The sequence below is a fragment of the Silvimonas amylolytica genome, from assembly GCF_014645555.1.
In the GTDB taxonomy this organism is placed as follows: Bacteria; Pseudomonadota; Gammaproteobacteria; order Burkholderiales; family Chitinibacteraceae; genus Silvimonas; species Silvimonas amylolytica.
The window spans coordinates 196,548-218,983 of the sequence record NZ_BMLY01000007.1; the positions used below are offsets into that span (position 1 = coordinate 196,548).

The 22,436-nt window shown below is 57.3% G+C and carries 20 protein-coding genes and 1 pseudogene; 9 read left to right on the forward strand and 12 right to left on the reverse strand.

Annotation, left to right across the window (positions count from 1 at the left end; translation table 11 throughout):
* Nucleotides 1-14: 14 nt before the first annotated feature.
* Nucleotides 15-890 (reverse strand): LpxL/LpxP family acyltransferase, encoded by an 876-nt coding sequence (locus tag IEX44_RS18195; protein ID WP_188697445.1) that lies wholly within the window; start codon nucleotides 888-890, stop codon nucleotides 15-17.
* Nucleotides 887-1,759: a lysophospholipid acyltransferase family protein gene (locus tag IEX44_RS18200; protein WP_188697448.1), complete on the reverse strand. Its 873-nt coding sequence runs from the start codon at nucleotides 1,757-1,759 to the stop codon at nucleotides 887-889. The genes IEX44_RS18195 and IEX44_RS18200 overlap by 4 nt, the downstream gene beginning before the upstream one ends.
* Before the next feature lie 80 nt (nucleotides 1,760-1,839).
* Between IEX44_RS18200 and metK the strand changes: the two genes are divergently transcribed.
* Together metK and paeA are read left to right on the forward strand one after the other, a co-directional pair.
* Nucleotides 1,840-3,009 (forward strand): methionine adenosyltransferase, encoded by a 1,170-nt coding sequence (metK, locus tag IEX44_RS18205; protein ID WP_188697451.1) that lies wholly within the window; start codon nucleotides 1,840-1,842, stop codon nucleotides 3,007-3,009.
* 174 nt (nucleotides 3,010-3,183) lie between these two features.
* On the forward strand, nucleotides 3,184-4,476 hold the full coding sequence (paeA, locus tag IEX44_RS18210; RefSeq protein WP_229679287.1) for a polyamine export protein PaeA: 1,293 nt from the start codon (nucleotides 3,184-3,186) through the stop codon (nucleotides 4,474-4,476).
* 65 nt (nucleotides 4,477-4,541) lie between these two features.
* Here paeA and IEX44_RS18215 read toward each other — a convergent pair whose 3' ends face one another.
* Both IEX44_RS18215 and IEX44_RS18220 read right to left on the reverse strand, forming a co-directional pair.
* Nucleotides 4,542-5,156, reverse strand: coding sequence for a lipid-binding SYLF domain-containing protein (locus tag IEX44_RS18215; protein ID WP_188697454.1), 615 nt, complete (start codon nucleotides 5,154-5,156; stop codon nucleotides 4,542-4,544).
* A gap of 230 nt (nucleotides 5,157-5,386) precedes the next feature.
* The gene (locus IEX44_RS18220) at nucleotides 5,387-6,814 is read right to left on the reverse strand and encodes a coniferyl aldehyde dehydrogenase (protein ID WP_229679289.1); all 1,428 of its coding nucleotides are present in this window, start codon (nucleotides 6,812-6,814) and stop codon (nucleotides 5,387-5,389) included.
* A gap of 226 nt (nucleotides 6,815-7,040) precedes the next feature.
* On the opposite strand from IEX44_RS18220, the gene metF reads away from it, so the two are divergent.
* The gene (gene metF, locus IEX44_RS18225; RefSeq protein WP_188697459.1) at nucleotides 7,041-7,871 is read left to right on the forward strand and encodes a methylenetetrahydrofolate reductase [NAD(P)H]; all 831 of its coding nucleotides are present in this window, start codon (nucleotides 7,041-7,043) and stop codon (nucleotides 7,869-7,871) included.
* Between the two features lie 65 nt (nucleotides 7,872-7,936).
* Here the strand turns inward: metF and IEX44_RS18230 are convergent, their stop codons facing one another.
* From IEX44_RS18230 to IEX44_RS18245, 4 genes are all read right to left on the reverse strand, one after another.
* The gene (locus IEX44_RS18230; protein ID WP_188697462.1) at nucleotides 7,937-8,422 is read right to left on the reverse strand and encodes an outer membrane lipoprotein; all 486 of its coding nucleotides are present in this window, start codon (nucleotides 8,420-8,422) and stop codon (nucleotides 7,937-7,939) included.
* 119 nt (nucleotides 8,423-8,541) lie between these two features.
* Nucleotides 8,542-9,141 carry a 2OG-Fe(II) oxygenase gene (locus tag IEX44_RS18235; protein WP_229679291.1) on the reverse strand — a complete coding sequence of 200 codons (600 nt, stop codon included), beginning with the start codon at nucleotides 9,139-9,141 and terminating at the stop codon, nucleotides 8,542-8,544.
* Nucleotides 9,101-11,170 carry a site-specific recombinase gene (locus tag IEX44_RS18240; RefSeq protein ID WP_188697468.1) on the reverse strand — a complete coding sequence of 690 codons (2,070 nt, stop codon included), beginning with the start codon at nucleotides 11,168-11,170 and terminating at the stop codon, nucleotides 9,101-9,103. Before IEX44_RS18240 ends, IEX44_RS18235 begins: the two co-directional genes overlap by 41 nt.
* Nucleotides 11,171-11,282: 112 nt before the next feature.
* Nucleotides 11,283-12,143: a fructosamine kinase family protein gene (locus IEX44_RS18245; RefSeq protein ID WP_188697471.1), complete on the reverse strand. Its 861-nt coding sequence runs from the start codon at nucleotides 12,141-12,143 to the stop codon at nucleotides 11,283-11,285.
* Between the two features lie 367 nt (nucleotides 12,144-12,510).
* Between IEX44_RS18245 and bcaP the strand changes: the two genes are divergently transcribed.
* The 5 genes and pseudogenes from bcaP (at nucleotide 12,511) to IEX44_RS18270 (ending at nucleotide 18,154) form a co-directional block, all read left to right on the forward strand.
* Nucleotides 12,511-13,908 carry a branched-chain amino acid transporter BcaP gene (gene bcaP / locus IEX44_RS18250; RefSeq protein ID WP_188697474.1) on the forward strand — a complete coding sequence of 466 codons (1,398 nt, stop codon included), beginning with the start codon at nucleotides 12,511-12,513 and terminating at the stop codon, nucleotides 13,906-13,908.
* A 67-nt stretch (nucleotides 13,909-13,975) separates the two neighbouring features.
* Nucleotides 13,976-14,521, forward strand: a complete 546-nt coding sequence (locus IEX44_RS18255) for a GNAT family N-acetyltransferase (protein WP_188697477.1) — start codon at nucleotides 13,976-13,978, stop codon at nucleotides 14,519-14,521.
* Between the two features lie 131 nt (nucleotides 14,522-14,652).
* A pseudogene (locus tag IEX44_RS18260) lies at nucleotides 14,653-15,291 on the forward strand (phosphatidylserine decarboxylase); the annotation flags it as partial.
* Nucleotides 15,292-15,420: 129 nt separating this feature from the next.
* Complete coding sequence (gene pssA, locus IEX44_RS18265; RefSeq protein ID WP_188697483.1) at nucleotides 15,421-16,233, forward strand: CDP-diacylglycerol--serine O-phosphatidyltransferase; 813 nt, start codon at nucleotides 15,421-15,423, stop codon at nucleotides 16,231-16,233.
* Between the two features lie 130 nt (nucleotides 16,234-16,363).
* On the forward strand, nucleotides 16,364-18,154 hold the full coding sequence (locus tag IEX44_RS18270) for a 2-isopropylmalate synthase (protein WP_188697486.1): 1,791 nt from the start codon (nucleotides 16,364-16,366) through the stop codon (nucleotides 18,152-18,154).
* 216 nt (nucleotides 18,155-18,370) lie between these two features.
* Here the strand turns inward: IEX44_RS18270 and IEX44_RS18275 are convergent, their stop codons facing one another.
* Together IEX44_RS18275 and wrbA are read right to left on the reverse strand one after the other, a co-directional pair.
* On the reverse strand, nucleotides 18,371-18,769 hold the full coding sequence (locus IEX44_RS18275; protein WP_188697488.1) for a DUF2069 domain-containing protein: 399 nt from the start codon (nucleotides 18,767-18,769) through the stop codon (nucleotides 18,371-18,373).
* Entirely contained in the window at nucleotides 18,766-19,362 is a 597-nt protein-coding gene (gene wrbA, locus IEX44_RS18280; protein ID WP_188697491.1) for an NAD(P)H:quinone oxidoreductase, read from the reverse strand. The genes IEX44_RS18275 and wrbA overlap by 4 nt, the downstream gene beginning before the upstream one ends.
* Before the next feature lie 155 nt (nucleotides 19,363-19,517).
* Here wrbA and IEX44_RS18285 point away from each other — a divergent pair, with 155 nt between their 5' ends.
* The gene (locus IEX44_RS18285) at nucleotides 19,518-20,765 is read left to right on the forward strand and encodes a YihY family inner membrane protein (protein WP_188697494.1); all 1,248 of its coding nucleotides are present in this window, start codon (nucleotides 19,518-19,520) and stop codon (nucleotides 20,763-20,765) included.
* Here the strand turns inward: IEX44_RS18285 and aroB are convergent.
* Entirely contained in the window at nucleotides 20,720-21,826 is a 1,107-nt protein-coding gene (gene aroB, locus IEX44_RS18290) for a 3-dehydroquinate synthase (RefSeq protein WP_188697497.1), read from the reverse strand. The genes IEX44_RS18285 and aroB overlap by 46 nt on opposite strands.
* Complete coding sequence (locus tag IEX44_RS18295) at nucleotides 21,807-22,346, reverse strand: shikimate kinase (protein WP_505952481.1); 540 nt, start codon at nucleotides 22,344-22,346, stop codon at nucleotides 21,807-21,809. Before IEX44_RS18295 ends, aroB begins: the two co-directional genes overlap by 20 nt.
* Between the last annotated feature and the right edge of the window lie 90 nt (nucleotides 22,347-22,436).

The following is a 22,436-nucleotide window of genomic DNA, read 5'->3' on the forward strand; positions in this document are numbered from 1 at the left end:
ATGCGCGGCGAGTCTCAGTAAGGCGACTTCTCGCCCTCTGGGCGCGTCTTGAAACGACGATGCATCCAGTAATACTGGGCCGGAATTTCCCGCACGCGATCTTCAATGAATTTGTTCATGCGTGAGGTATCGGCCAGCAAGTCATCAGAGGGGAAATCATCGGTCCACGCCGGGTAGTAGCGTGTGACGAAGCCGTCTTTCTCCAGCCGCGTGATCATGGGGATCACCACCGCACGGCCCATCTGCGACAACCGCGACAGCGCCGGAATGGTGGCCGCCTGAATCCCAAAGAACGGCGCAAAGATGGACTCTTTGGGGCCCAGATCCTGATCCGGCAGGTAATAGAACGGGATTGTATGCTGACGCAACGCCTTCACAATGGCGCGGATGCCATCGTTGCGCTTGATCAGTAGCGGCTGACCAAAGCGGCTGCGCCCCATCAGCAAGAGTTCATCAAACGGATTCTGGTGCGAGGCCGAATACATGCTCGCGCCCCAGTGGTCGACGGTATGGCGAATACCGCCATAGTCCAGACCGATAAAGTGCGGGGCCAGCAAAATGATGGATTGGTCCTGATGGGCCAGATAGTGCTCATACCCTTCACGACGTACCAGTTTTTCTACCCGCGCCTTGCTACCAAACCAGAGCACGCCATAGCTCACCGCACACGTCGCCAACAAGCGAAAATGTTCATGCAGCACCTTGCTGCGCCTGGCGTCGGTCCACTCGGGAAAACACAAACGCAGATTGGTCAGGCCGATCTTGCGGCGCCGTGGTGCGGCGTAATACAGCAACGTGCCAAGGCCAGCGCCCAGCCCGCGCAATACGGTAAAGGGCAATAAGTGCAACAGCCAGAAAAACGCGGCCAGCAAACGGGCGGTAAAACTCATTCAGACTCCGGAGCCGGTGCGCCGGCAGGGGTTTTATAACGGTTGTAGCTCCACAAATACTGGGCGGGAGCCTTCAGAATCAGCCTTTCCAGATTGTGGTTCAGTGTGGTGGCATCCGCCACCGAATCACCGGTAAAGCGCCCTTGCATAGGCTCGATATGCATGATGTAGCCGCGCCCGCATGCACGACGCTCGGCAAAGCAGAACAGCACAGTGGCTTTACTGGAACGCGCCAGACGCGACAACAGCGTCATGGTGTAAGCGCGGTGACCAAAGAATGGCGCCCATGCCCCTTCGCCGCCACCGGGCGCTTGATCGGGCAGGATGTATACCGCCTGACCTTCCTTGAGCGTTTTGAGCAGCATGCGTACGCCTTGTGCATTCGCTGGCGCAGCACGGCCGTTGGCACGATCACGACTGGCCAGCATCAAGGGCTCCAGCCACTTGAGCTTGGGTGGCCGGTACAGGGCCGCCAGGGCACGCGGCATTTCGTGGGCCAGGTACACGCCGCAGACTTCGATGGCACCCAGATGCGGTGACACAAAAATAATGGGTTCCGGTCTTGCCAGTGCCTCATCCAGCGCGGCCCGGCCTTTGACTTCGGTGACCATGGCGGCGACATCAGGCACCGTGCGCAACCAGGCGGCCAGCAACTCCACCGCCCCTTTGCCGTGCTCTACAATACTTGAGCGCCTTAATCGGATATAATCAATGGTTGTATCGTATTGCGCCGCCCGCTTTGAATTGTCATTAAGCCGGCGCCGATAGGTCGGAGAAGTCCACCATGCGATCCAGCCAAGTCCTGCGCCAATGGCTTGCAGGATGCATAATGGTGTATATGCAAGCGGTCTGAGCAGGCGCACCAGCATGTGTAAGGACCTTTCGGGCAAAACCCGGATTCTAACGACTTTCACCCATTACAGACATGGCATAAAGGACCATCAAGCCCATGAGCGAATTCCTGTTTACCTCTGAATCAGTTTCCGAAGGCCATCCGGACAAGGTTGCTGACCAGATTTCCGACGCCATCCTCGACGCCATTCTGGCGCAGGACAAATATGCGCGCGTGGCCGCCGAAACACTGGTAAACACGGGCCTCGTGGTTCTGGCTGGTGAAATCACTACCTCTGCCAATATCGACTATATCCAGATCGCGCGCGACACCGTCAAGCGCATCGGCTATGACCACTCTGACATCGGTTTTGATTACAAGACCTGCGCTGTGCTGGTGGCCTATGACAAACAATCCCCCGATATTGCCCAGGGCGTGAACGAAGGCCAGGGGATGGATCTGGACCAGGGCGCTGGCGACCAGGGTCTGATGTTCGGCTACGCTTGCGACGAAACCCCACAACTGATGCCAGCAGCCATCTACTACGCACACCGTCTGGTCCAGCGCCAGTCCGAGCTGCGCAAAGATGGCCGCCTGCCGTGGCTGCGCCCGGATGCAAAGTCGCAAGTGACACTCAAGTATGACGCTGAAACCGGCAAGGTAAAGTGCGTCGACACCATCGTGTTGTCCACACAGCACCATCCGGATGTCAGCCACGCCCAACTGTCTGAAGCGGTGATTGAAGAAGTCATCAAGCCAGTCATGCCGGCAGAATGGCTGAAAGACGAACCCAAATTCCTGGTCAACCCGACAGGCCGTTTCGTCATTGGCGGCCCAATGGGCGATTGCGGTCTGACTGGCCGCAAGATCATCGTTGATACCTACGGCGGTGCCGCACCGCACGGTGGTGGCGCGTTCTCCGGTAAAGATCCGTCCAAGGTTGACCGTTCCGCTGCCTACGCGGGCCGCTATGTTGCCAAGAACATTGTTGCTGCCGGCATTGCCAAACAGTGTCTGGTGCAGATTTCCTACGCGATTGGTGTTTCCAAACCTGTTTCGATCATGGTCGACACCTGGGGCACGTCCAAGCTGTCCAATGCGCAGATTGTAGACCTGATCAAGAAGCACTTTGACCTGCGCCCGAAAGGCATTGTGCAAATGCTCGATCTGCTGCGCCCGGTGTACACCCGCACCGCCGCTTACGGTCACTTTGGCCGTGAAGAGCCGGACTTCTCCTGGGAACGTACCGACAAGGCCGAAGCGCTGCGCGCGGATGCCGGTCTGTAACCCCGGTCTGGCTTCATCACAAAAACGGCGCTCAAAGCGCCGTTTTTGTTTGTGCACAATTGCATGTACACCCTCCCGCGGGCCGTGGTTATAGGCTATTTTGATAAGACCATCCCGAGTCCAGGCATCGGGCCAGATCAAAAACACAATGACATTCTGTCTTCGGGGGCCCACTTGAGTATCGCCACAGGTCTGTTTCTGCTGGTCCTGCTAATTGCACTGTCCGCGTTTTTTTCCATGTCGGAGATCTCGCTGGCCTCTGCCCGCAAATTCAAACTGCAAATGCTGGCCGAGGAAGGAGAACCGCGCGCGCAGGCCGTCATTGATTTGCAGGACAAACCGGGCGACTTCTTCACCGTGGTGCAGATTGGCGTCAATGCCGTGGCAATTCTGGGCGGGATTGTCGGCGACGCCACGTTCACGCCGTTTCTGCTGCGCATATTCAATGCGCTCAATCCGGATACCGCTGGACATCTGGCCTTTCTGGCGACCTTCTTTATTACTACCAGCCTGTTTATCCAGTTTGCTGATCTGATTCCCAAGCGACTGGGCATGGTAGCGCCGGAGCAAGTGGCCATTGCCATCGTGCGGCCCATGCGTTTGTGTTCAACGCTGCTCAAGCCGTTTGTGCTGTTATTCAATGGCGTCGCCACGCTGGTCCTCACGCTCACCGGCATGCCGACAGTACGTTCAGAAACCGTGACGGCAGATGAGATCGTGGCGCTGGTCGACGCCGGCGCAGAGGCCGGCACCTTGCACAAGCAAGAACATCGTTTTATTGAAAACGTGTTCGAGCTGGCCGAGCGGTACCTGCCCTCGGCCATGACCGGGCGCGAGGCCGTGGTGTATTTCTCGATGACCGATACCGATACCGCCATTCGCCAGAAAATTGCGGCCCAGCCACATGCCAAGTTTCCGCTGTGTGAGAACAGCAGCATTGATACCGTGTTTGCTTATATCGATGCCAAAGATTTGCTGCACGCCATCCTGAAAACACCTCAGGCGCCACTGTTGACCGTCTTGCGGGAGATCGCCGTCAAAGGCGTGCTTGTTGTGCCCGATACTTTGTCATTGGCGGATATGCTGGATCGCTTCCGTGAAACGCGGGAAGACTTTGCGGTCATCATCAATGAGTACGCTCTGGTCGTCGGCGTGATCACGCTCAATGATGTGACGGGCCAGTTGATCGGCAGCATTGTGGATAACAGCGATGAAGACCAGATTGTGCGGCGGGATGAGCGCTCATGGCTGGCCGACGGCATGACGCCCATTGGCGATCTGAAACGCGCCATCGGGATGGATGACATGGCCGATGAAGACAGTTATGACACGCTGGCTGGTTTTCTGATGCTGCGGCTCAAGCGCATCCCCAAAAAAGCCGAAGCCATGGAATACGAAGGGTTCCGCTTTGAAGTCGTCGATATTGACCATCACAAGATCGACCAGGTGCTGATCAGCAAGCTTTGATCTAGCGCCTTCGCTACACATGAAAAAGGGGCCACGAAGGCCCCTTTTTTTGACGCAAATGACCCTTATTTCTTGGCCTTGGGCGTCAGATCATGATCAATCGAGTACTTGGTGCCTGTCACGGTTACTTCGGCATCCGCCCCGTTCTCGGTGAACTGGTAGGCGTACACACCATTACCCAGCGAACGCGCGCCTTCCAGGCCGCCGCCTACGTCACCGGCCTTGGCCGAGGCAGCAGCTTCGCCACCCAGTACCCAGCCCTTGGTCACGAATTTGTGGAAAGAGGCTTTGTCATTGAAGACCAGCACCAAACGGCTGTTTTTCACACCCAGACCAATCCCGCCCTTAAGCTGGATCATTTGCATAAAGACTTCATGCCCGGTCGCCGGGTCCACCGCCATACCCGAACCGCCACCAGCACCGGCAAAGATCACCGTGGCGCTGCCATTGTTGAACACGGCATAGCCGGCCGACTTGGCAATCGCTTCCTTGGCCGTCGGGTGCTTCTGGTAGACGGTGTCCAGTGTTTCCTGCGTAACCTTGCGAATTTCAGCGCGGCGTTCATCCGGCGACTTCTTGGGCGCAGAGAGTGCACTGGTGTCGTTCATCTCTTGCGCCATAACCGGGGCTCCGGCCAAGAGGGCAACCGCTGCGGGGATCAATAACCAGGTCTTGTTCATGTCGGGTTCTCCTTTCAAGTGACGTTATCGATATCCTGTCTGGCCGGGACTCTTTGTTCCGTCGGGTTGCCGCACGCTGGCATACCCAGGCTGGTGGATATCGGGTATTCCCCCTGAGGTACTGCTCACTGCTCAAAACCATTTCATCGATACCGGCCATGTCAGTCGAAACCTACTGCCCGGCCAGTGGTGATTGAGTTATAGCCGCAATCACGGAATTTTTATCGTGATCAGCGCGTCAGCCATTTCACAAGTCGGTCAAACTGCGCACCATAAGGTGGCGCCAGCCAGTCCAGCGCGCGGATCGGGCCTTGCCGCAACACCGGTTTCAGGTGCGACATAGCGTCAAAACCATCTTTGCCGTGGTACGCGCCCATGCCACTGGCACCCACACCACCAAACGGCAATTCAGCGGCAGCAATGTGCAGCAAGGTATCGTTGATCGTCACACCGCCCGCATGCGTACGTTGCAGCACTTGCCGGGCTGCGCGACGTGATCGTGTAAACACGTACAGCGCCAGCGGGTGAGGTCGATCGTTGATCCAGTCCAGCGCCTCATCCAGCGTCTGGTAGGGCACTAGCGGCAGCAAGGGCCCAAACAACTCTTCAGACAACAGCCGTGATTCGTCTGGCACCCCGGTGTAGACAAATGGCGGAAAAAACCGTGTCACCGCATCTGCATTCGCCGTGGGCAACAAGCCGTGTGCCAAAGCGCCCAAGGTCAGCGCTTCATCGTGAATGGTCTGCATGCGCTTGAACTGGCTGGCCGTCGCCATGCTGGCAAAATCGCGCGGAAACGCCGGGTACAGCCGCTCGGCCCAGCGCCGCGCCACGGCAATAAAGTCAGTCTCACGCCCGGCCGGCAGCAAAACGTAATCTGGTGCAACGCAGGTTTGCCCCCCATTGACCAGCTTGCCATACAGAATGCGGGAGACCGCTTGTTCGAAATCGCACTCATCCAGGATCAGCGCGGGCGATTTTCCACCCAACTCCAGCACTACCGGCGTCAAATTTCCTGCGGCAGCCGTCATGACGCTGCGACCCACATCGGTCGAGCCAGTAAACAGAATCTGATCAAACGGTAGTGACACAAAGGCACGCGCCTCTTCCACCTTGCCGCCGTAAACCACCACCTCATCCGGCGAAAAATAATCCCCAATCAATTTGTGCATAAGTGCAAACACCGCCGGGGATGACTCAGATAACTTGATCATGACGCGATTGCCTGCCGCCAGCGCCCCGGTCAGCGGGCCCAGCGACAAAAACAGCGGGTAGTTCCATGGCACCACAATACCGATCACGCCACGCGGTTGCGGCATTTGCCAGCCACTGGCTGGCCACAAACGCCACCCTACCGCGCGGCGGCGCAGCCGCATCCAGCGCTTGCCTTGTTTGAGCGCATGCTCAATGCCTGCCAGCACCGGTACTAACTCCAGCAACTCGGTTTCCTGCGCGGGCCGCTGGCCAAAGTCCTGGTTAACGGCAGCGATCAGGGCTGCGCGGTTTTCTACAATCAACCGCTGCAAGGTCATTAACCGTGCAGCCCGCATCGACCAATCCGGCATGGGCTGGCTGCGCTGGGCAAGCCGCAGTGCATTGAGGCGGGCCGCCAATTCGCTGCGGGTCAGTTCGGGCAGGTCATGCATCGCGTTTTGCATTGGTATTATCGGCGTGGGGCAATCGGAGCCAGGATGATGAATGCATTGTAGGACCATACGCACAAAACCGGGGATGAGGTCTACGCCGCATTCTCCTGTTTGATATGTCCTACACACCAGGATGCATGCAACAGGCTCAAGTGCACATGAAACAGGCGGCACGCCAGCGCTGGTCGGACAATGTTAAGATGCCGCACTGATATTCATTTTTAGCGCCAGAGACACCGTGAGCCAGCCGCCCCTCAGCTTTGAATTTTTTCCGCCCAAGACCCAGGAAGGCACCGAAAAACTGCGCATTACGCGCCGCCAGCTGGCGCAATTCAAACCTGAATATTGCTCAGTGACCTTTGGTGCTGGCGGCACAACGCAAGACGGTACACTCAATGCGGTGCTGGATATCCAGTCTGAAGGTCTCGCTGCTGCACCGCACTTGTCCTGTATTGGTTCCAGCCGAGCCAACGTGGGTGAAATTCTCCAGCGTTATCGCGATAACGGAATCCGCCATATTGTCGCGCTGCGTGGCGATATCCCGTCCGGGATGGGGGATGTGGGCGAGTTCCGCTATGCCAACGAACTGGTGTCGTTTATTCGTGAACAGCATGGTGACTGGTTTCATCTTGAAGTCGCAGCCTATCCGGAATACCACCCGCAAGCGCAAAGCGCCGAGGCGGATCTGCGTGCGTTTGTGAACAAGGTAAATGCGGGTGCAGATTCGGCAATTACCCAGTATTTCTTTAACGCCGATGCGTACTTCCGCTTTGTAGATGAAGTCACCGCCCGTGGCGTGAAGATCCCCATCGTGCCGGGCATCATGCCTATCCAGAATTTCAGTCAGCTCACCCGTTTTTCAGATATGTGCGGTGCAGAAATCCCGCGCTGGCTGCGTCTGCGCTTGCAAGCGTTTGGCGATGATTCCGCGTCTATTCGTGCTTTGGGTCTGGATTTCATCACCGAACTGTGTGACCGGCTGTTACAAGCTGGCGTGCCGGGTCTGCATTTCTATACGCTCAATGCAGCCGGCGCAGTATCGACAATCTGTCAGCGTCTGGGTCGCTAACCCGCGCTTCTGGCAGACAAAACAAAGGGCCCTTGCGGGCCCTTTGTTTTATAGCGCGAACCGGATCAACGTTGTACCGGCACCGCTTGTTGCGAAGTCGGCACCACGCGTGTGGTCTGACCATCGCTGACGACATCAACGCGCTGGCCCACAGAGAAAGCCATGTCGGCGGCCTGCGTAATCACGAGGCGCTGGCCGTTATCCAGTCGTACCGTGAGCTCGTACGCATTCTGGGTAGTCCCTTGTTTTTCGATCTGGTTACCCGCTACCCCACCGGCAATCGCACCCAGCACACCGGCCACAATCGCGCCGTTGCCGCCACCGATCTGACTACCCGCAGCCCCACCAATCACACCGCCAGCAATGGTCCCAATGGCATTGGTGTCATTCTGGATACGCACACTGCGAACACTCTCCACCGTTCCGGCCTGCGCCGTGGCGGTGCGCATGGCCTGACTGCGGCTGTAGGTGTTGGCGGAATCACTGGCGCAACCAGCCAGCCCCAGCGAAGCGGCGGCGACCGCAATCACCATCGTGTTGACGAATTTCATGAGTTTTCTCCCGAGACGCCGTTTGATTTACGAACAATAATTCTGAGAATTTACAAGCGTAATCAACACATTATAGGCATCACACTGTTTGCCTGACGTCGCAAGATTCACACCAGTTTTCACATGGCGCGGCGCCGGAACCAGCCCGTCAATGAACGTCGCTCACGCGTGGCCGGAATGACTTCATGCTCAAAGCGGTCTGACAAAAACAGGACCAGCGTACCGCCATAAGGCGTGACATCTTGCCAGGTACCCCTTTGCGGACCATCCAGGTAAATGCGTAACTGCCCGCCATCCGTGTCACGCCAGTCATCGTTAAGGTACAGGACGAAGGTCACCACGCGGGTATCCGCATTGCGGTGTTGATCCAGATGGCGTTTGTAAAAGCCTCCCGAAGGATAGACCGCAAAATGAGCCTCAAATTCCGCGACACCAAGGTACAGCTCGCTGTTGAATATCTGCCGCAATGCCTCCAGGCGCGCAAGCACCGGTACCGGCAATGACGGATCATCGTTATCCAGCCACAGCACGTCGTCGCCACGGATACCCGTGTCGCGCACGTAACCTTGTTCCCGGCCAATACCGGCTGCGTGAAAGCGCGTGCGGCGCGCGTCCATTTCTGCGCGCAAAAGCCGGACTTCTTCTTCGTTCAGAAAGTCCGGCCAGATCACTTTGCCGTCATCGACCAGTGCCTGTACGGCGACGTTGAACCCATTCAACAACATTTTCCCCTTTCAATTCGGTCACGATGGTTTCTTTTGCCGGCTGCCGCGGCGGGATCAGGAAATCCTGCGGACGGCGCACGGCGCGACGCAACAGGCGGCCGACAATAGGCCGGGTTGCACGCAAGGTCAGCTTGCGTGAACGCAGCGCCACCCACAGCGCCAGCCCGAAGCTGACCACCAGGTTGATATACCCGATCAGCGCAATACCCAGCGCACTGATCGCGACCACGTGCCAGTCCAGCGCAAAATCAAAGGTCACGGCCGCAAATGAGAGATACGCCGATGAAAAAGTAATGTGGCGGATATCGATCGGCAACCCCAACAGCACGCCAATCGTGCCGATGGTGCCGAGCATCATGCCGAAATAAAAGTTACCCGCTAGCGCTCCCAGGTTATTGCCCAGATAGTCGCCCAGACGCCGCGCGCGTTGTTCGCCGGCCAACCGGTTCAACCAGGGTAGCGCGGCGATACGCTGCGGGATCTGGTTATAGAGCGCCTTGTTGTCGTAGTAACCCGAGATCAAACCAGCCAGGAACAGGCATACACCGGCAATCCCGGCATGAAACAGAGCCAGACTCTCGACCGGATTTAGATCGTGTAACAAGTGCTGGGCTTTATCGGCATCCACCACCGGGTGCCCGGTACTCCACACCCACGCCAGCGCAATCAGCAACGCGGTGGGCAACACCACCAGTACGTTGCCCAATATGGCGATGAACTGAGTGCGAAATACCTTGATGATCAACTCGCTGAGTTCATCAATGTCACCCGGTTTGAGCTTGCCTGAGCGTGTACCTTCATGCAGGGTGGCGGCGATGCGTGCGGCGGTCATGGCCGGCTGCTTGGTGGCAATGGTGAAATGCAGGATGTGGACCAGCATAAAACCAAAGGCGTAATTCAGACCGAACGCCAGTGCCTCCAGCAAAAGCGGCAAGTGTGCCTTGGCAAACAACAGTTTAAGCAGCGCCATAAAGCCGACAATCAATCCGGCACCTGCTGCGGAACGGAACATCCCGCGCCATTCCTTGCGGCTTTCTGCAATGTAATGCCCGCCGGTGTGGCTGGCATGTTCGGTGACCTGCAGCGCCAGCATCTCCGTGTTTTCGGCAAACACATCACGCAGGGAATGCTTGCGGTTTTCCGCGCGGACCAGGGTCAGACTGATGCCCAGAATGGCTTCGCTCTTTTCACGTGTCCGGGTGATCGACACTAATCGCAACAGCGCCTTGAGGCGCTCGATATGTTGCGTGACGCGCAGCAGATGGTAGGTCAGGCTGACCGACACCCCGTTGCGCATGGCGTATTTGCGCACACGGCCAATCACTTCTTCACACTGCTCCAACAACACCAGGATATGGCGTTCGTCTTCCTGCGGCAGTGTTTTCTCGGTCATTGCCTTCAGGTTGTGGGCAATAAAGCTATGAACTTCCAGGTTTTGCTGCACAAAAGGCGAGACCGCGCGTTTTGTTTCTGGCTGGCTGCGGGTGATTTCCGGCTCCAGACCAATCGCTGCAATCCGGGTCGACAAGACCTCAATCGCGTCGAGCAACTGACCCCGAATCAGCATGATCTGTTCGACGTTGGTTTCTTCTTCAATATGCAGCGCCTTGCCCAGGCTAAACCAGATGTCCTGGGGCACGCTCTCCAGCCAGACATAGTCATTATGGTGATAGAACACGCCGCCAAACAGATCGCGCAAGGAACCTGGATTGGGCGCGGGCGGCAACAGGCGATCACCAATACGCCGGGATACGGCAGAGAAAAAACTTTCGTTGGATAAAATGCCGGTGTCGGCAAAGAACTGTACTTGTTCGCTGCGTGAAAGGACGGCCAGCAAGCAGCGACGCACACCAGCGCGAATATCCGGAGATTGCTCCAGCAAATAGGCCAGCGAGCGCACGCCATTGATGGCGGCCTGAGTGTCATCGACCCGGCGTGGCCGCATGGCCTCAACCAGCTCGCGCAGTAAAACGGGGGCACGCTCTGGCGGCGCGCTGATCATGGCCTGCAAGGTAACCTGCATGCATTCTCCAGTCTGGGCCCGGCGTTGCCGAGCCTGGGCTTGGCCCTGTGTTTATCCAGTGGACCGCGTTACAACGCGGGGCAGGCATTAAACGATGAGGTAATAAATCAGCTCAAGCCTGAATGTTCACAATCAGCGCATCAATCATGGCCTGAGTGCGCTGGATATATCCTCCGCCGAACATGTTGGCGTGGTTAGCCATGTGGTACAGGTTGTAGAGGTCCCGCCTGCGCTCAAAACCCGGTTGCAGCGGCCAGGTGGCGTGATAGGCCTCATAAAACGTGCTGCTGAAACCACCAAACAAGCTGGTCAGTGCCAGATCGGTTTCCCGATCTCCATAGTAGCAAGCCGGATCAAACAGCACCGGGCTGCCGTCAGCCAGCCAGGCTGCGTTGCCGCCCCACAAGTCGCCATGCAGCAACGACGGAACAACGTGATGATCTCCCAGAAAGGCCGGCAGGCAATCGAGGAGCAAGCGGGTATTACGCAAGCTGATGCCATGGCGTTGGGCAAGGGCAAACTGATGACCCAGCCGGCGTTCCCGGAAGAAATCCTGCCAATTGTCCATCCAGCCATTGGGCTGGGGAGTGGCACCAATTGTATTGTCGTGTGGCCACCCGAAGTGGGGCGCCGTCAGCCGGTGTAATTGTGCCAATTGCCGCCCGAGCGCGACTTCGTCCCCCCTGTGCCGCAGATCCAGCCATTCCAGCACCAGAAAGGCATGTTCGCCCGACACCCCGCACAGCACGGGCGATGGCACGTGGATACCGCGCGCCATCGCCGCAAGGCCCGCGCGTTCCGCCTCAAACATATCGTGGCGGAATGCGTTGTTCAGTTTGACGAACCAGTCACCCGCGCTGGTGCGCAAACGCCAGGCTTCATTGATATCCCCGCCCGCCACCACATCAGCGCGATGAAACTGTAATGGTCGGCCCGTGGCCGCTGCCAGCTGCGAACAAATGTCAGCCCACATCCGTTTCTCCTTGTCCTGCGTTTTGATCAGCTTTGAGCAATTTTTCGACATTACCCACATTTTGATCAAAAAATGGCATACAAATCATGCAATTCCAGAAAAAAGCAAGTGGGGATTTTCAACCTTACAAGCACCCGATCGGGGGTGTACTGTGCGAGTACCCCTCCAAGTGAATCTTGACATCACCAGCAAGCCGGACTAACCGGTAATGACTGGCGTTCTGGTTCCTCTCGCGGCGCGTTGTCCTGGCCACACCCCGGTTTCATGATTTGTCGCCGCAGCTGTTAGCCCACGAGGCGAGCCACTGACCGCTCGCAGGTGCCCTTTGGCACCTGGCGGTCCCGACGCAACTTCGAAAGCAAAACACATGAGCATTTTTCGTACCAAAAACATTGATGCGATGGTCGCAGTCAGTGAATCCGGCGCTTCCGGCCTGAAAAAAGCACTCGGTCCAACCGACCTTGTCCTCATGGGCATTGGCGCCATTATCGGCACGGGTATTTTCGTGCTGACCGGCACGGGCGCACTCACCGCCGGCCCGGCGCTGACGCTGTCGTTTGTCATTGCCGCCATCGCCTGCGGTTTGTCCGCACTGGCCTACGCAGAGTTTGCCTCAACCATCCCGGTTTCCGGTTCCATCTACGCGTATTCCTATGCTGCGCTGGGCGAGATCGTCGCCTGGATTATCGGCTGGGATCTGATGCTGGAATACGGTCTGGCCACATCTGCCGTGTCGGTAGGTTGGTCGGGGTACTTCCAGTCGCTGCTGCACGGGTTCGGCGTTGATCTGCCCACTGCGCTGACCGCTGCACCTGGCGCCATTCCTGGCAAGGCAACACTGTTTAATCTGCCCGCCTTTGTCATCATGATGCTGATTACCACGCTAGTGTCGATTGGCGTTTCTGGCTTCGCCAGACTGAACAACATCATGGTGGCGATCAAGATCGGCATCGTCCTGTTGTTCATCGTGGTCGGCGTGGGTTACGTCAAGCCTGAGCACTGGACTCCATTTATGCCATTCGGGTTCCATGGCGTATTCAATGCAGCGGCCCTGTTGTTCTTCGCCTTTATCGGTTTTGATGCTGTATCCAGCGCGGCTGAAGAAGTGAAAAACCCCAAGCGCGATCTGCCCATCGGCATTATCGGTTCGCTCTCGGTATGTACCATCCTTTACGTTGCTGTTTCTGCCATCATGACCGGCATTGTGCCGTTCCAGCAATTTGCCGGCGTGGATCATCCCGTGTCGCTGGCACTACAAGTGGCGGGCCAGAACTGGGTCGCCGGGTTTATCGATCTGGGCGCCATTCTGGGCATGACCACGGTGATTCTGGTGATGATGTACGGACAGACCCGCGTGATCTTTGCCATGTCCCGTGACGGCCTGTTGCCCGCAGTACTGGCCAAGGTTCATCCGCGCTTTGCCACGCCGTTTATCACTACCTGGGTGGTCGGCATTGTATTCGGTATTATCGGCGCGCTGATTCCACTCAATGTGCTGGCAGAGCTGATCAACATTGGCACGCTGTCTGCATTTGCCCTGGTTTCGATTGCCGTGATCGTGCTGCGTAAAACGCGCCCGGACCTGCACCGCGCCTTCCGTTGCCCAGGCGTTCCTGTGGTGCCCCTTCTGGGCGTGGCGTTCTGCCTGTTCTTGATGAGCGCGCTGCAACCCATCACCTGGAAAGCCTTCGGCATCTGGATCGCTATCGGCTTTGTGGTTTATTTCGCGTATTCGCGTCATCACTCGCGTCTGGCCCGACCATAAGTCCGACCAGTCAACGCGATCTCGCCCACGCGCATTATCCTGCACACACCAATGCAAGGATGAGGCCGTGGGCGATTTTCCTTTAATCAATACACAAAACCTGACGCTAAGTGCTTTTACTGCGGCCGATGCACCCCTCGTGCAGGCCTTTGCAAGCGAGCATGCGCTGATCAGCATGCTGGATAACGCGCCCTGCCCCTACCCTGATGGCGCTGCGGCAGAGTGGATTACTACCCACCCCGGATTGTTTGCGGCCAGTCAGGCGCTTTATCTGGCTGTGCGTTTGCGGGAAGGCAAGCAACTGATAGGTTGCGTGGAACTGCATGATATCCGGCAAGGCCATCGCGCCGAACTGGGTTACTGGATCGCTTTGCCCTTTCAGCGCCGTGGTTATGCTTTTGAGGCCGCCTGCGCCATGCTGCGCTACGGCTTTGGCGAGATGAACTTGCAGCGCCTTGATGCCACCGTGCTCACCCGCAATGCACCGTCAATCGCATTGCTGGAAAAGGCCGGCTTTGTGCGTGAAGGCATGCGTCCGCAATGGGGCGTGAGCTGCGGCAAGCCGGAAGACATTTTCTGCTATGGCCTTTACCGGGCCATCCTGACCGGTTAGCCATCCGCACCACAATGCGGCATGCCGCAGCCCCGGCCCCCAGGTTACAATCTACTATTTGACTATTTGTGATCAGCGCGGCCTCTGGCGCCTTTATGATGCCTGCCACGCCCAGACCCTCGGGGAATAATTTGAACAGACACTACCCTCACCCTATCCTTGCCCGCGAAGGCTGGCCGTTCATTGCCATCAGCCTGATCGTGGCGATTGTTGTCAGCGCACTGGCCGGGGCCTGGTCGATTCCGTTCTGGATCATCGCCGTATTCGTTATCCAGTTCTTCCGTGACCCGGCACGCGAGATCCCGCAAGCCCCCAAAGCCATTCTGAGCCCGGCAGACGGTCGCATCGTTGTGGTCGAAAAAGCCATGGACCCGTACCGCAACGTTGAAGCGCTCAAGATCAGCGTATTCATGAACGTGTTCAACGTGCACTCCAACCGCAGCCCGGTTGACGGCACAATCGAACACATCGAATACAACGCAGGTTCTTTCCTGAACGCCGCGCTGGACAAAGCATCCCGGGAAAACGAACGCAATGCAGTGCTGGCCCGCCTTGCGGATGGCACCCAAGTGACGTTCGTGCAGATTGCCGGCCTCGTGGCCCGCCGCATCCTGTGTTACGCGAAAGTGGGCGATCAACTCTCTCGTGGCCAGCGTTATGGATTCATCCGGTTTGGCTCTCGCGTAGATGTCTATCTGCCGTTGACCGCCAAAGCGCGCGTCACTATTGGTGACAAGGTTTCCGCCACCGAAACCATTCTGGCCGAACTGGCCTGATGCTGTAGCGAGTCCGGGCGCATTGCCCGGACCGCCAACACAACCATACTGATTCAAAACGGCGTTGCCGCCAGCATGGTTCTGTTAGCGACCGACCGCCTATAACAAGCAAGGGATACGCCTATGCAATCCAAACGTCCAATCGCACTACGCCGTCAGACGCTGCGCCGTCAAAGCATTTACCTGCTGCCTAATCTGTTTACACTGGCAGCCTTGTTCTCGGGCTTTTACGCCATTGTGCAGTCCATGAACAAGATGTTCGTGCCTGCCGCCGTGGCTATTTTCATTGCCATGATTCTGGATGGTCTGGACGGTCGGGTGGCCCGGTTGACCCGTACCCAATCTGCCTTTGGCGCCGAATTCGATAGCCTTTCTGACATGGTGTCGTTTGGTGTGGCGCCAGCCCTCGTGGTGTACGAATGGGCACTGCGTGAGTTCGGCAAAGTGGGCTGGATGGTGGCGTTTGTCTATTGCGCGGGTGCTGCACTACGCCTGGCACGTTTTAACACCAATATCGAAACCGGTGACAAGCGCTGGTTCCAGGGCCTGCCTTCACCCTCTGCTGCGGCGCTGGTGGCCGGTCTGGTGTGGATCAGCCACGAATACGCCGATGAGTTATCTTCCATTAGCGATGCGCTACCTTTCTTTGCCTTGCTGCTCACGTTGTTTGCCGGCTTGACCATGGTGTCTAACGTGCGCTTCTGGAGCTTCAAGGAAATCAACATGCGCAAGACCGTGCCGTTTGTGGCCTTGCTGGTGATGGTGCTCCTGTTGATGCTGATCGTGGCCAAACCGCCGCTAGTACTGTTCTGCCTGTTCCTGGCCTATGGCGCATCGGGCTATGTCATGGCGCTGTGGCAATTGCTGCGCCGGGGCAAGAAGTCTGTAGAACGCCAGAATAACGGCAGCAATGGTCACGGCAACGGCCAAAATTAGACATTAAGTCTACCAACTGTCGAATGCGGTGCTGCAACTCACCAGGATTTGACAAATATTGGACAAAACAGTTTGACCAAATGTCCACAGCGTTTTATGCTTGAGCCCAATAACTGGTCTGGAGCATGACATGTCTGTGGACATTGAACGTTTGATTGAGCAATTTGGCGGCCCCAGCGAGCTGGCCGATGCCCTCAACCGCCTCTTCCCCGACGATCCTGTCTCCCGTGCCGCCATCTACAAATGGCGCGAACGCGGCAGCATGCCCCTCTCCGCACTGAATCGCATTTCCCGGCTCGCCGCCAGTCAAGGGCGCGCTTTTGACATCCAGTCGTTTTTTACCGGCGCAGATGCCGCACCGGCTACACGGAGCACACCGAACATGGGCGATCGTCTTTACATTTTCGACACCACCTTGCGCGACGGCGAGCAATCTCCCGGCGCCTCGATGACCCGCGAAGAGAAAATCCGCATTGCCCGTCAGCTGGAACGTCTGGGTGTAGACATTATCGAAGCCGGTTTTGCTGCTGCCAGCCCCGGCGATGCTGAATCGATCCGCACCATTGCCGGCATGATCAAGGAATCCACCATCTGTTCGCTGGCCCGTGCCAATGAGCGTGATGTGCGCGCCGCCGGCGAGGCCATCTCGCCTGCCGCACGTGGCCGAGTCCACACCTTTATTGCGACCAGCCCGATCCATATGGAAAAGAAGCTGCGCATGCATCCGGACCAGGTGGTCGAAGCCGCTGTCAAAGCTGTGACCATTGCGCGCGAATATACGGATGACGTTGAGTTCTCCGCCGAAGATGCGCTGCGTTCTGACCCGGCTTTCCTCGCCCATATTTTTGGTGAAGTCATCAAAGCCGGCGCGCGGACCATCAACGTGCCAGATACCGTCGGCTACGCCATCCCGGGCATTACCGAAGCGTTCTTCCGCAATCTGATTGCAGCTACGCCAGGCGGCGACAAGGTGATCTGGTCAGCACACTGCCACGACGATCTGGGCATGTCTGTTGCCAATTCGCTTTCCGCTGTATTGGGCGGCGCACGTCAGGTTGAGTGCACGATCAACGGTCTGGGTGAGCGTGCCGGTAACGCCAGCCTGGAAGAAATCGTGATGGCGGTGAAAACCCGCAAGGATATCTTCGCGGTAGAGACCCGCATCGACACGACGCAAATCGTGCCAACCTCCAAGCTGGTTTCGACCATCACGGGTTATCCGGTACAACCAAACAAGGCCATTGTGGGCGCGAACGCGTTTGCGCATGAATCCGGCATCCATCAGGACGGCGTGCTCAAGCATCGCGAAACCTATGAAATCATGAGTGCGGAATCGGTAGGTTGGTCGACCAACCGCCTGACGCTGGGCAAGCTGTCCGGTCGCAATGCCTTCAAGACCAAGCTGGCCGAACTGGGTATTGAACTGGCCAGCGAAGAAGCGCTGAACGCCGCCTTCGCTCGCTTCAAAGACCTGGCTGACCGCAAGCGCGAGATCTTCGATGAAGACTTGCATGCCCTGGTGTCGGATGAATTGGTGAACAAGGAACAGGAAACCTGGCGCCTGACATCGCTGAAAGTGGTCTCCGAAACCGGTGAAACCCCGAGCGCTACGCTGGTCATGAATGAGAACGGTAAAGAACACCGGGTTGAGTGCAATGGTGACGGCCCGATTGATGCCGCATTCAAAGCCATTGAATCGATTGCCAACAGTGGGGCTGAATTACAGCTGTATTCGGTCAACGCGATCACCCAGGGCACTGACAGTCAGGGCGAAGTGACGGTACGTTTGTCCAAGGATGGCCGTGTGGTCAATGGCCAGGGTGCAGACACCGATATCCTGGTGGCCAGCGCCAAGGCTTATATCTCTGCCGTGAACAAGTTACACGCCAATATCACGCGTACGCATCCGCAACCCGTTTAAGACGTTGATCGACGCATCGGCGCAAATGAAACGGCCCGCTGGGCGGGCCGTCTTCAAATATTGCGGTGTTGCCGGAAACCCACTGCCCAAAAGGCAGTTCGGGCGAAGCTTTTACCGAAAGTTTCGATACCCTCAATGGCAGGAAGCAACACTTCCCCGCCAATTGAACGGCTCCGGCATTATTTTCCCCGCAGGCTTTACCCCATCAAACAGGCATCAGGCCTGTTTTTGTTTTTCCGCTGCTTCAATCTCGGCTTCCAGTACGCTGGGACGCGTCCACTTGGCATAGAAAGAAATCGCCAGAAAGGCCACGGCACTGAGGATGACCTCCAGCACCGCCAGTTGCTGTGACAGCCCATGATCACTCCATGCGCGCGTCAGACCTTCCGTCCACCACAACAACACAAACATGGAAGCCCACTGATAGGTATAGCGCCGGCCATGCAGCAACCCCCGCAACGGAAGCAACAAAGGCAGCGCTTTCCACGCCAGCGATGCACGCCCCGGCGGGGCTGGTGCCAGCCACAACTCCCAGGCAACACACAGCACCACAAGCAGCAGCACGCTGATCACGGCAGTCCATTGCGCCCAGGCGCGTTTGTCTGCGGTCGTCATGCGGCGGCCAGTTTGAGTGCGATCTGCGCCAACCGTTTGCCCTGCGCAATGGCAAGCGTTCGTTCATGCTCAGTGACGGGCTTTTCTCCACGACCGCCAGCGATATGACTGACGCCATAGGGCGTCCCACCACTTTCTGTCGCAGAGAGTGCTTCTTCAGAGTACGGCACACCCACCATGATCATGCCGTGATGCAGCAGCGGGATCATCATGGTCAGCAAGGTGGCCTCGTTACCGCCATGCATCGACCCTGTGCTGGTAAAGACGCTGGCGGGTTTACCCACCAGCAGGCCGGATAGCCAGGCATTGATGGTCGAATCCCAGAAGTACTTCATCGGTGCCGCCATATTGCCAAAACGCGTCGGGCAGCCTACCGCCATACCAATACACTCGGTCAGATCTTGCTCGGTCACGTAAGGTGCTCCCGACTCCGGCACAGCCGGCTCAGTGGCTTCACACACGGTGGAGACACGCGGCACCGTACGCAGGCGGGCACGCGCGCCTGGCACAGCGTCAATGCCGCGGGCAATCAGTTGGGCGAGCTGGCGCGTCGCGCCGTGCGTGCTGTAATACAGAACCAGAATGTCGGCCAAAGAGAACTCCGTTAAAGCAAGCGGGGGGTTTCCGACGCATGTGAACTTCACCATGACAATGGCAAGTCCACATTGCGGCGACACGGTTAAACTCGCGTATTATAAGTTCCCGCCAAACGTTGACAGCATCATTTATGCAGGAAGCTTCCACGCCCATGCGATTTCTTTCGTCGGCACAACAACAGCTACAGCCATGGCTGACTTTACAGCACTGGCGCCGCCTGTACGGCTTCTTGAAATTCGTCGGTCGCCGCCTGCTGGAAGACCGCTGCATGCAAACTGCGGGCAGTCTGACCTACACCACGTTACTGGCAATTATTCCGCTGTTTACCATTGCGCTAACGCTGTTCTCTGCGTTCCCGATGTTCAGCGATTACAGCACGCGCTTTCGCAATTTCATTGTGATTAATCTGGTGCCTGACGCGTCAGCCAAGGTCATCAGCGTTTACCTGAAGCAGTTTTCGGATAACGCCGAAAAACTGACTGCTTTCGGAACGATCGGGCTAGCGGTCACCGCCTTGTTGCTGGTGTTCAATATTGAAAAGACCTTCAACCAGATCTGGGCAGTACGGCGACAACGCAAACTACTGACGCGTACGCTCATCTATTGGGCCACGCTCACCTTGGGCCCGCTGGGCCTGGGGTTGAGCCTGACCATGACGTCCTGGTTCTATCATCGTGGCCTGATTGGCGGGTTTCACATCTTCGACAGCACCGTCCGCATCGGCCCGACCATGGTCACCTTTGCCATGCTTAGCCTGATGTACAAAATGATCCCCAATTGCTATGTGCCGCGCCGCCACGCTATTGCTGCCGGTATGGTAGTGGGGATATTGCTGGAGTTGATGAAGGGCCTGTTCGGCTTGTACATCAATGAGTTCGTCACGCTCAAACTCGTCTATGGCGCGTTTGCCAGCTTCCCGATCTTTCTGACCTGGCTCTATGTCTGCTGGGTGATCGTACTGGGCGGCGCTGTGTTTTCAGCAAGCTTGTCATACTGGCATGGCAATGCCTGGACCTGGCAGAGCCATGCCGGGACCAAGTTCGAACAATCGTTGCGCATTCTGGTTGAATTATCACGCGCACGCCATCGCGGCGAGATCATGCATATCAATCAGCTACGGCGTAACGTGAGCCTGGGGCTGGATACCGCACATGCATTGCTGGAACGCATGCTGGAAAAAGGCTGGGTGGAACAAGTACGCGATGGCGCGTGGGTATCGGCCATTTCGCTCAAGCGCATCAAGCTGGTAGAAGTGTTTGAGCATGTCGTCACGCCGTTGTATACGCATGACGGCAAGTATCTGGCCGAGCTGATCGACCAGATGCGACTCACACTGGACGAAACACTGGAAGACTACGCCACGCGGGAAGCGGCAGCGTCATCAGAGCACCCTGCCTGAAGCGCAGCGCTGATGACTTCGGGTGAGAGCGTGCCAATATATGACTCGCCCAGTTTGCGCATCACAATGAACTTGATCTTGCCAGCGTCCACCTTTTTGTCCTGCGCCATCAGTTCGGCGTAACGCGCATAGCCAAGCGCCGGGGCCACAGTGGGCAGACCGGCCTCTTCCAGCAATGCGATGATACGCGCGAGGTCTGCATCGGTGATCTGACCCAGTTCGAGCGAGGCACGTGCTGCCAGCACCATGCCGGCGGCAACTGCTTCTCCATGCAACCAGGCGCCGTAACCCAAACCGGTCTCGATGGCATGACCGAACGTGTGCCCGAGATTCAACAACGCACGCACGCCATGTTCTTTCTCGTCTTCACCTACAATGCGCGCTTTATTCTGGCAGCTGCGCTCAACCGCGTAAGTCAGCGCATCGGTATCGCGTGCCATCAGCCGTTCAATATTGGCTTCCAGCCATTCAAAGAACGCCAGATCGTCAATCAGACCGTATTTGATGATCTCAGCCATGCCGGCAGAGAACTCGCGATCCGGCAAGGTATCCAGTGAGGCCAGATCGGCCAGCACCAGTTGTGGCTGGTAGAACGAGCCAATCATGTTCTTGCCCAGCGGGTGGTTGATGGCCGTTTTGCCGCCCACGGATGAATCTACCTGCGCCAGCAAGGTGGTCGGAATCTGGATAAACGGCACGCCGCGCTGGTACACCGCAGCAGCAAAACCCGTCATGTCACCAATCACCCCGCCACCCAGCGCGATCAGCGTGGTCTTGCGCTCAGCACGCGCTGTGAGCAACCCATCAAAAATCAGATTCAGGGTTTCCCAGGTTTTGTATTGTTCACCATCAGGCAGCACGATCGGAATGATCTGCACGCCAGCCGCTTCAAGCGCCTTTTGCAATGGCGCCAGATACAACGCAGCCACCGTGGTATTGGTGACAATCGCAGCCCGTTTTTGCGGCAACAACGCGGTAATGCGTTCCACTTGGGCCAAAAGACCACGACCGATCACGATGTCATAAGAATCCAGGCCGAGTTCAAGCTTGACGGTGCGCATACGCTTTCTGTTCCAGTTGCTGCAAAAGTTGATGAGTAAGATGCTGCACGGTCTGGCGACTGGTATCCACGACCAGGTCTGCCACTTCACGGTACAACGGGTCGCGCACTTCAAACAGTTCAGCCAGGCGTTGTTTGGGATTGGCGGTTTGCAGCAGCGGACGGTTCTTGTCGTGCGCGGTACGCATGTAGAGATCATCCACGCTGGCACGCAGATAGATCACCAGACCACCGCGACGCAGCGCGGCCCGGTTGTCCGGGTTCAGCACCGCACCGCCGCCCGTGGCGAGGACGATATCCGACATGGTGCTCAGTTCTGCAATCACAGCGCACTCACGTGCCCGAAAACCGGTTTCGCCTTCCACTTCAAAAATCGTGGGAATGCGCACACCCGTACGCGCCTCGATTTCATGATCGGAATCGTAAAAGGTTTTCCCGGTCGCGCGCGCCAGCGCCCGACCCACCGTAGTCTTGCCCGCGCCCATCAGGCCGACAAGGAAGAAGTTGCCTGGCATTTTCATAATTGCCAATTGTACAGAACCCGGCGTAGCAAGGCACGCTGGCCAGACGACAGCTGCCGTCATCGCACATAGAGGCAACAAAAAAGGAGA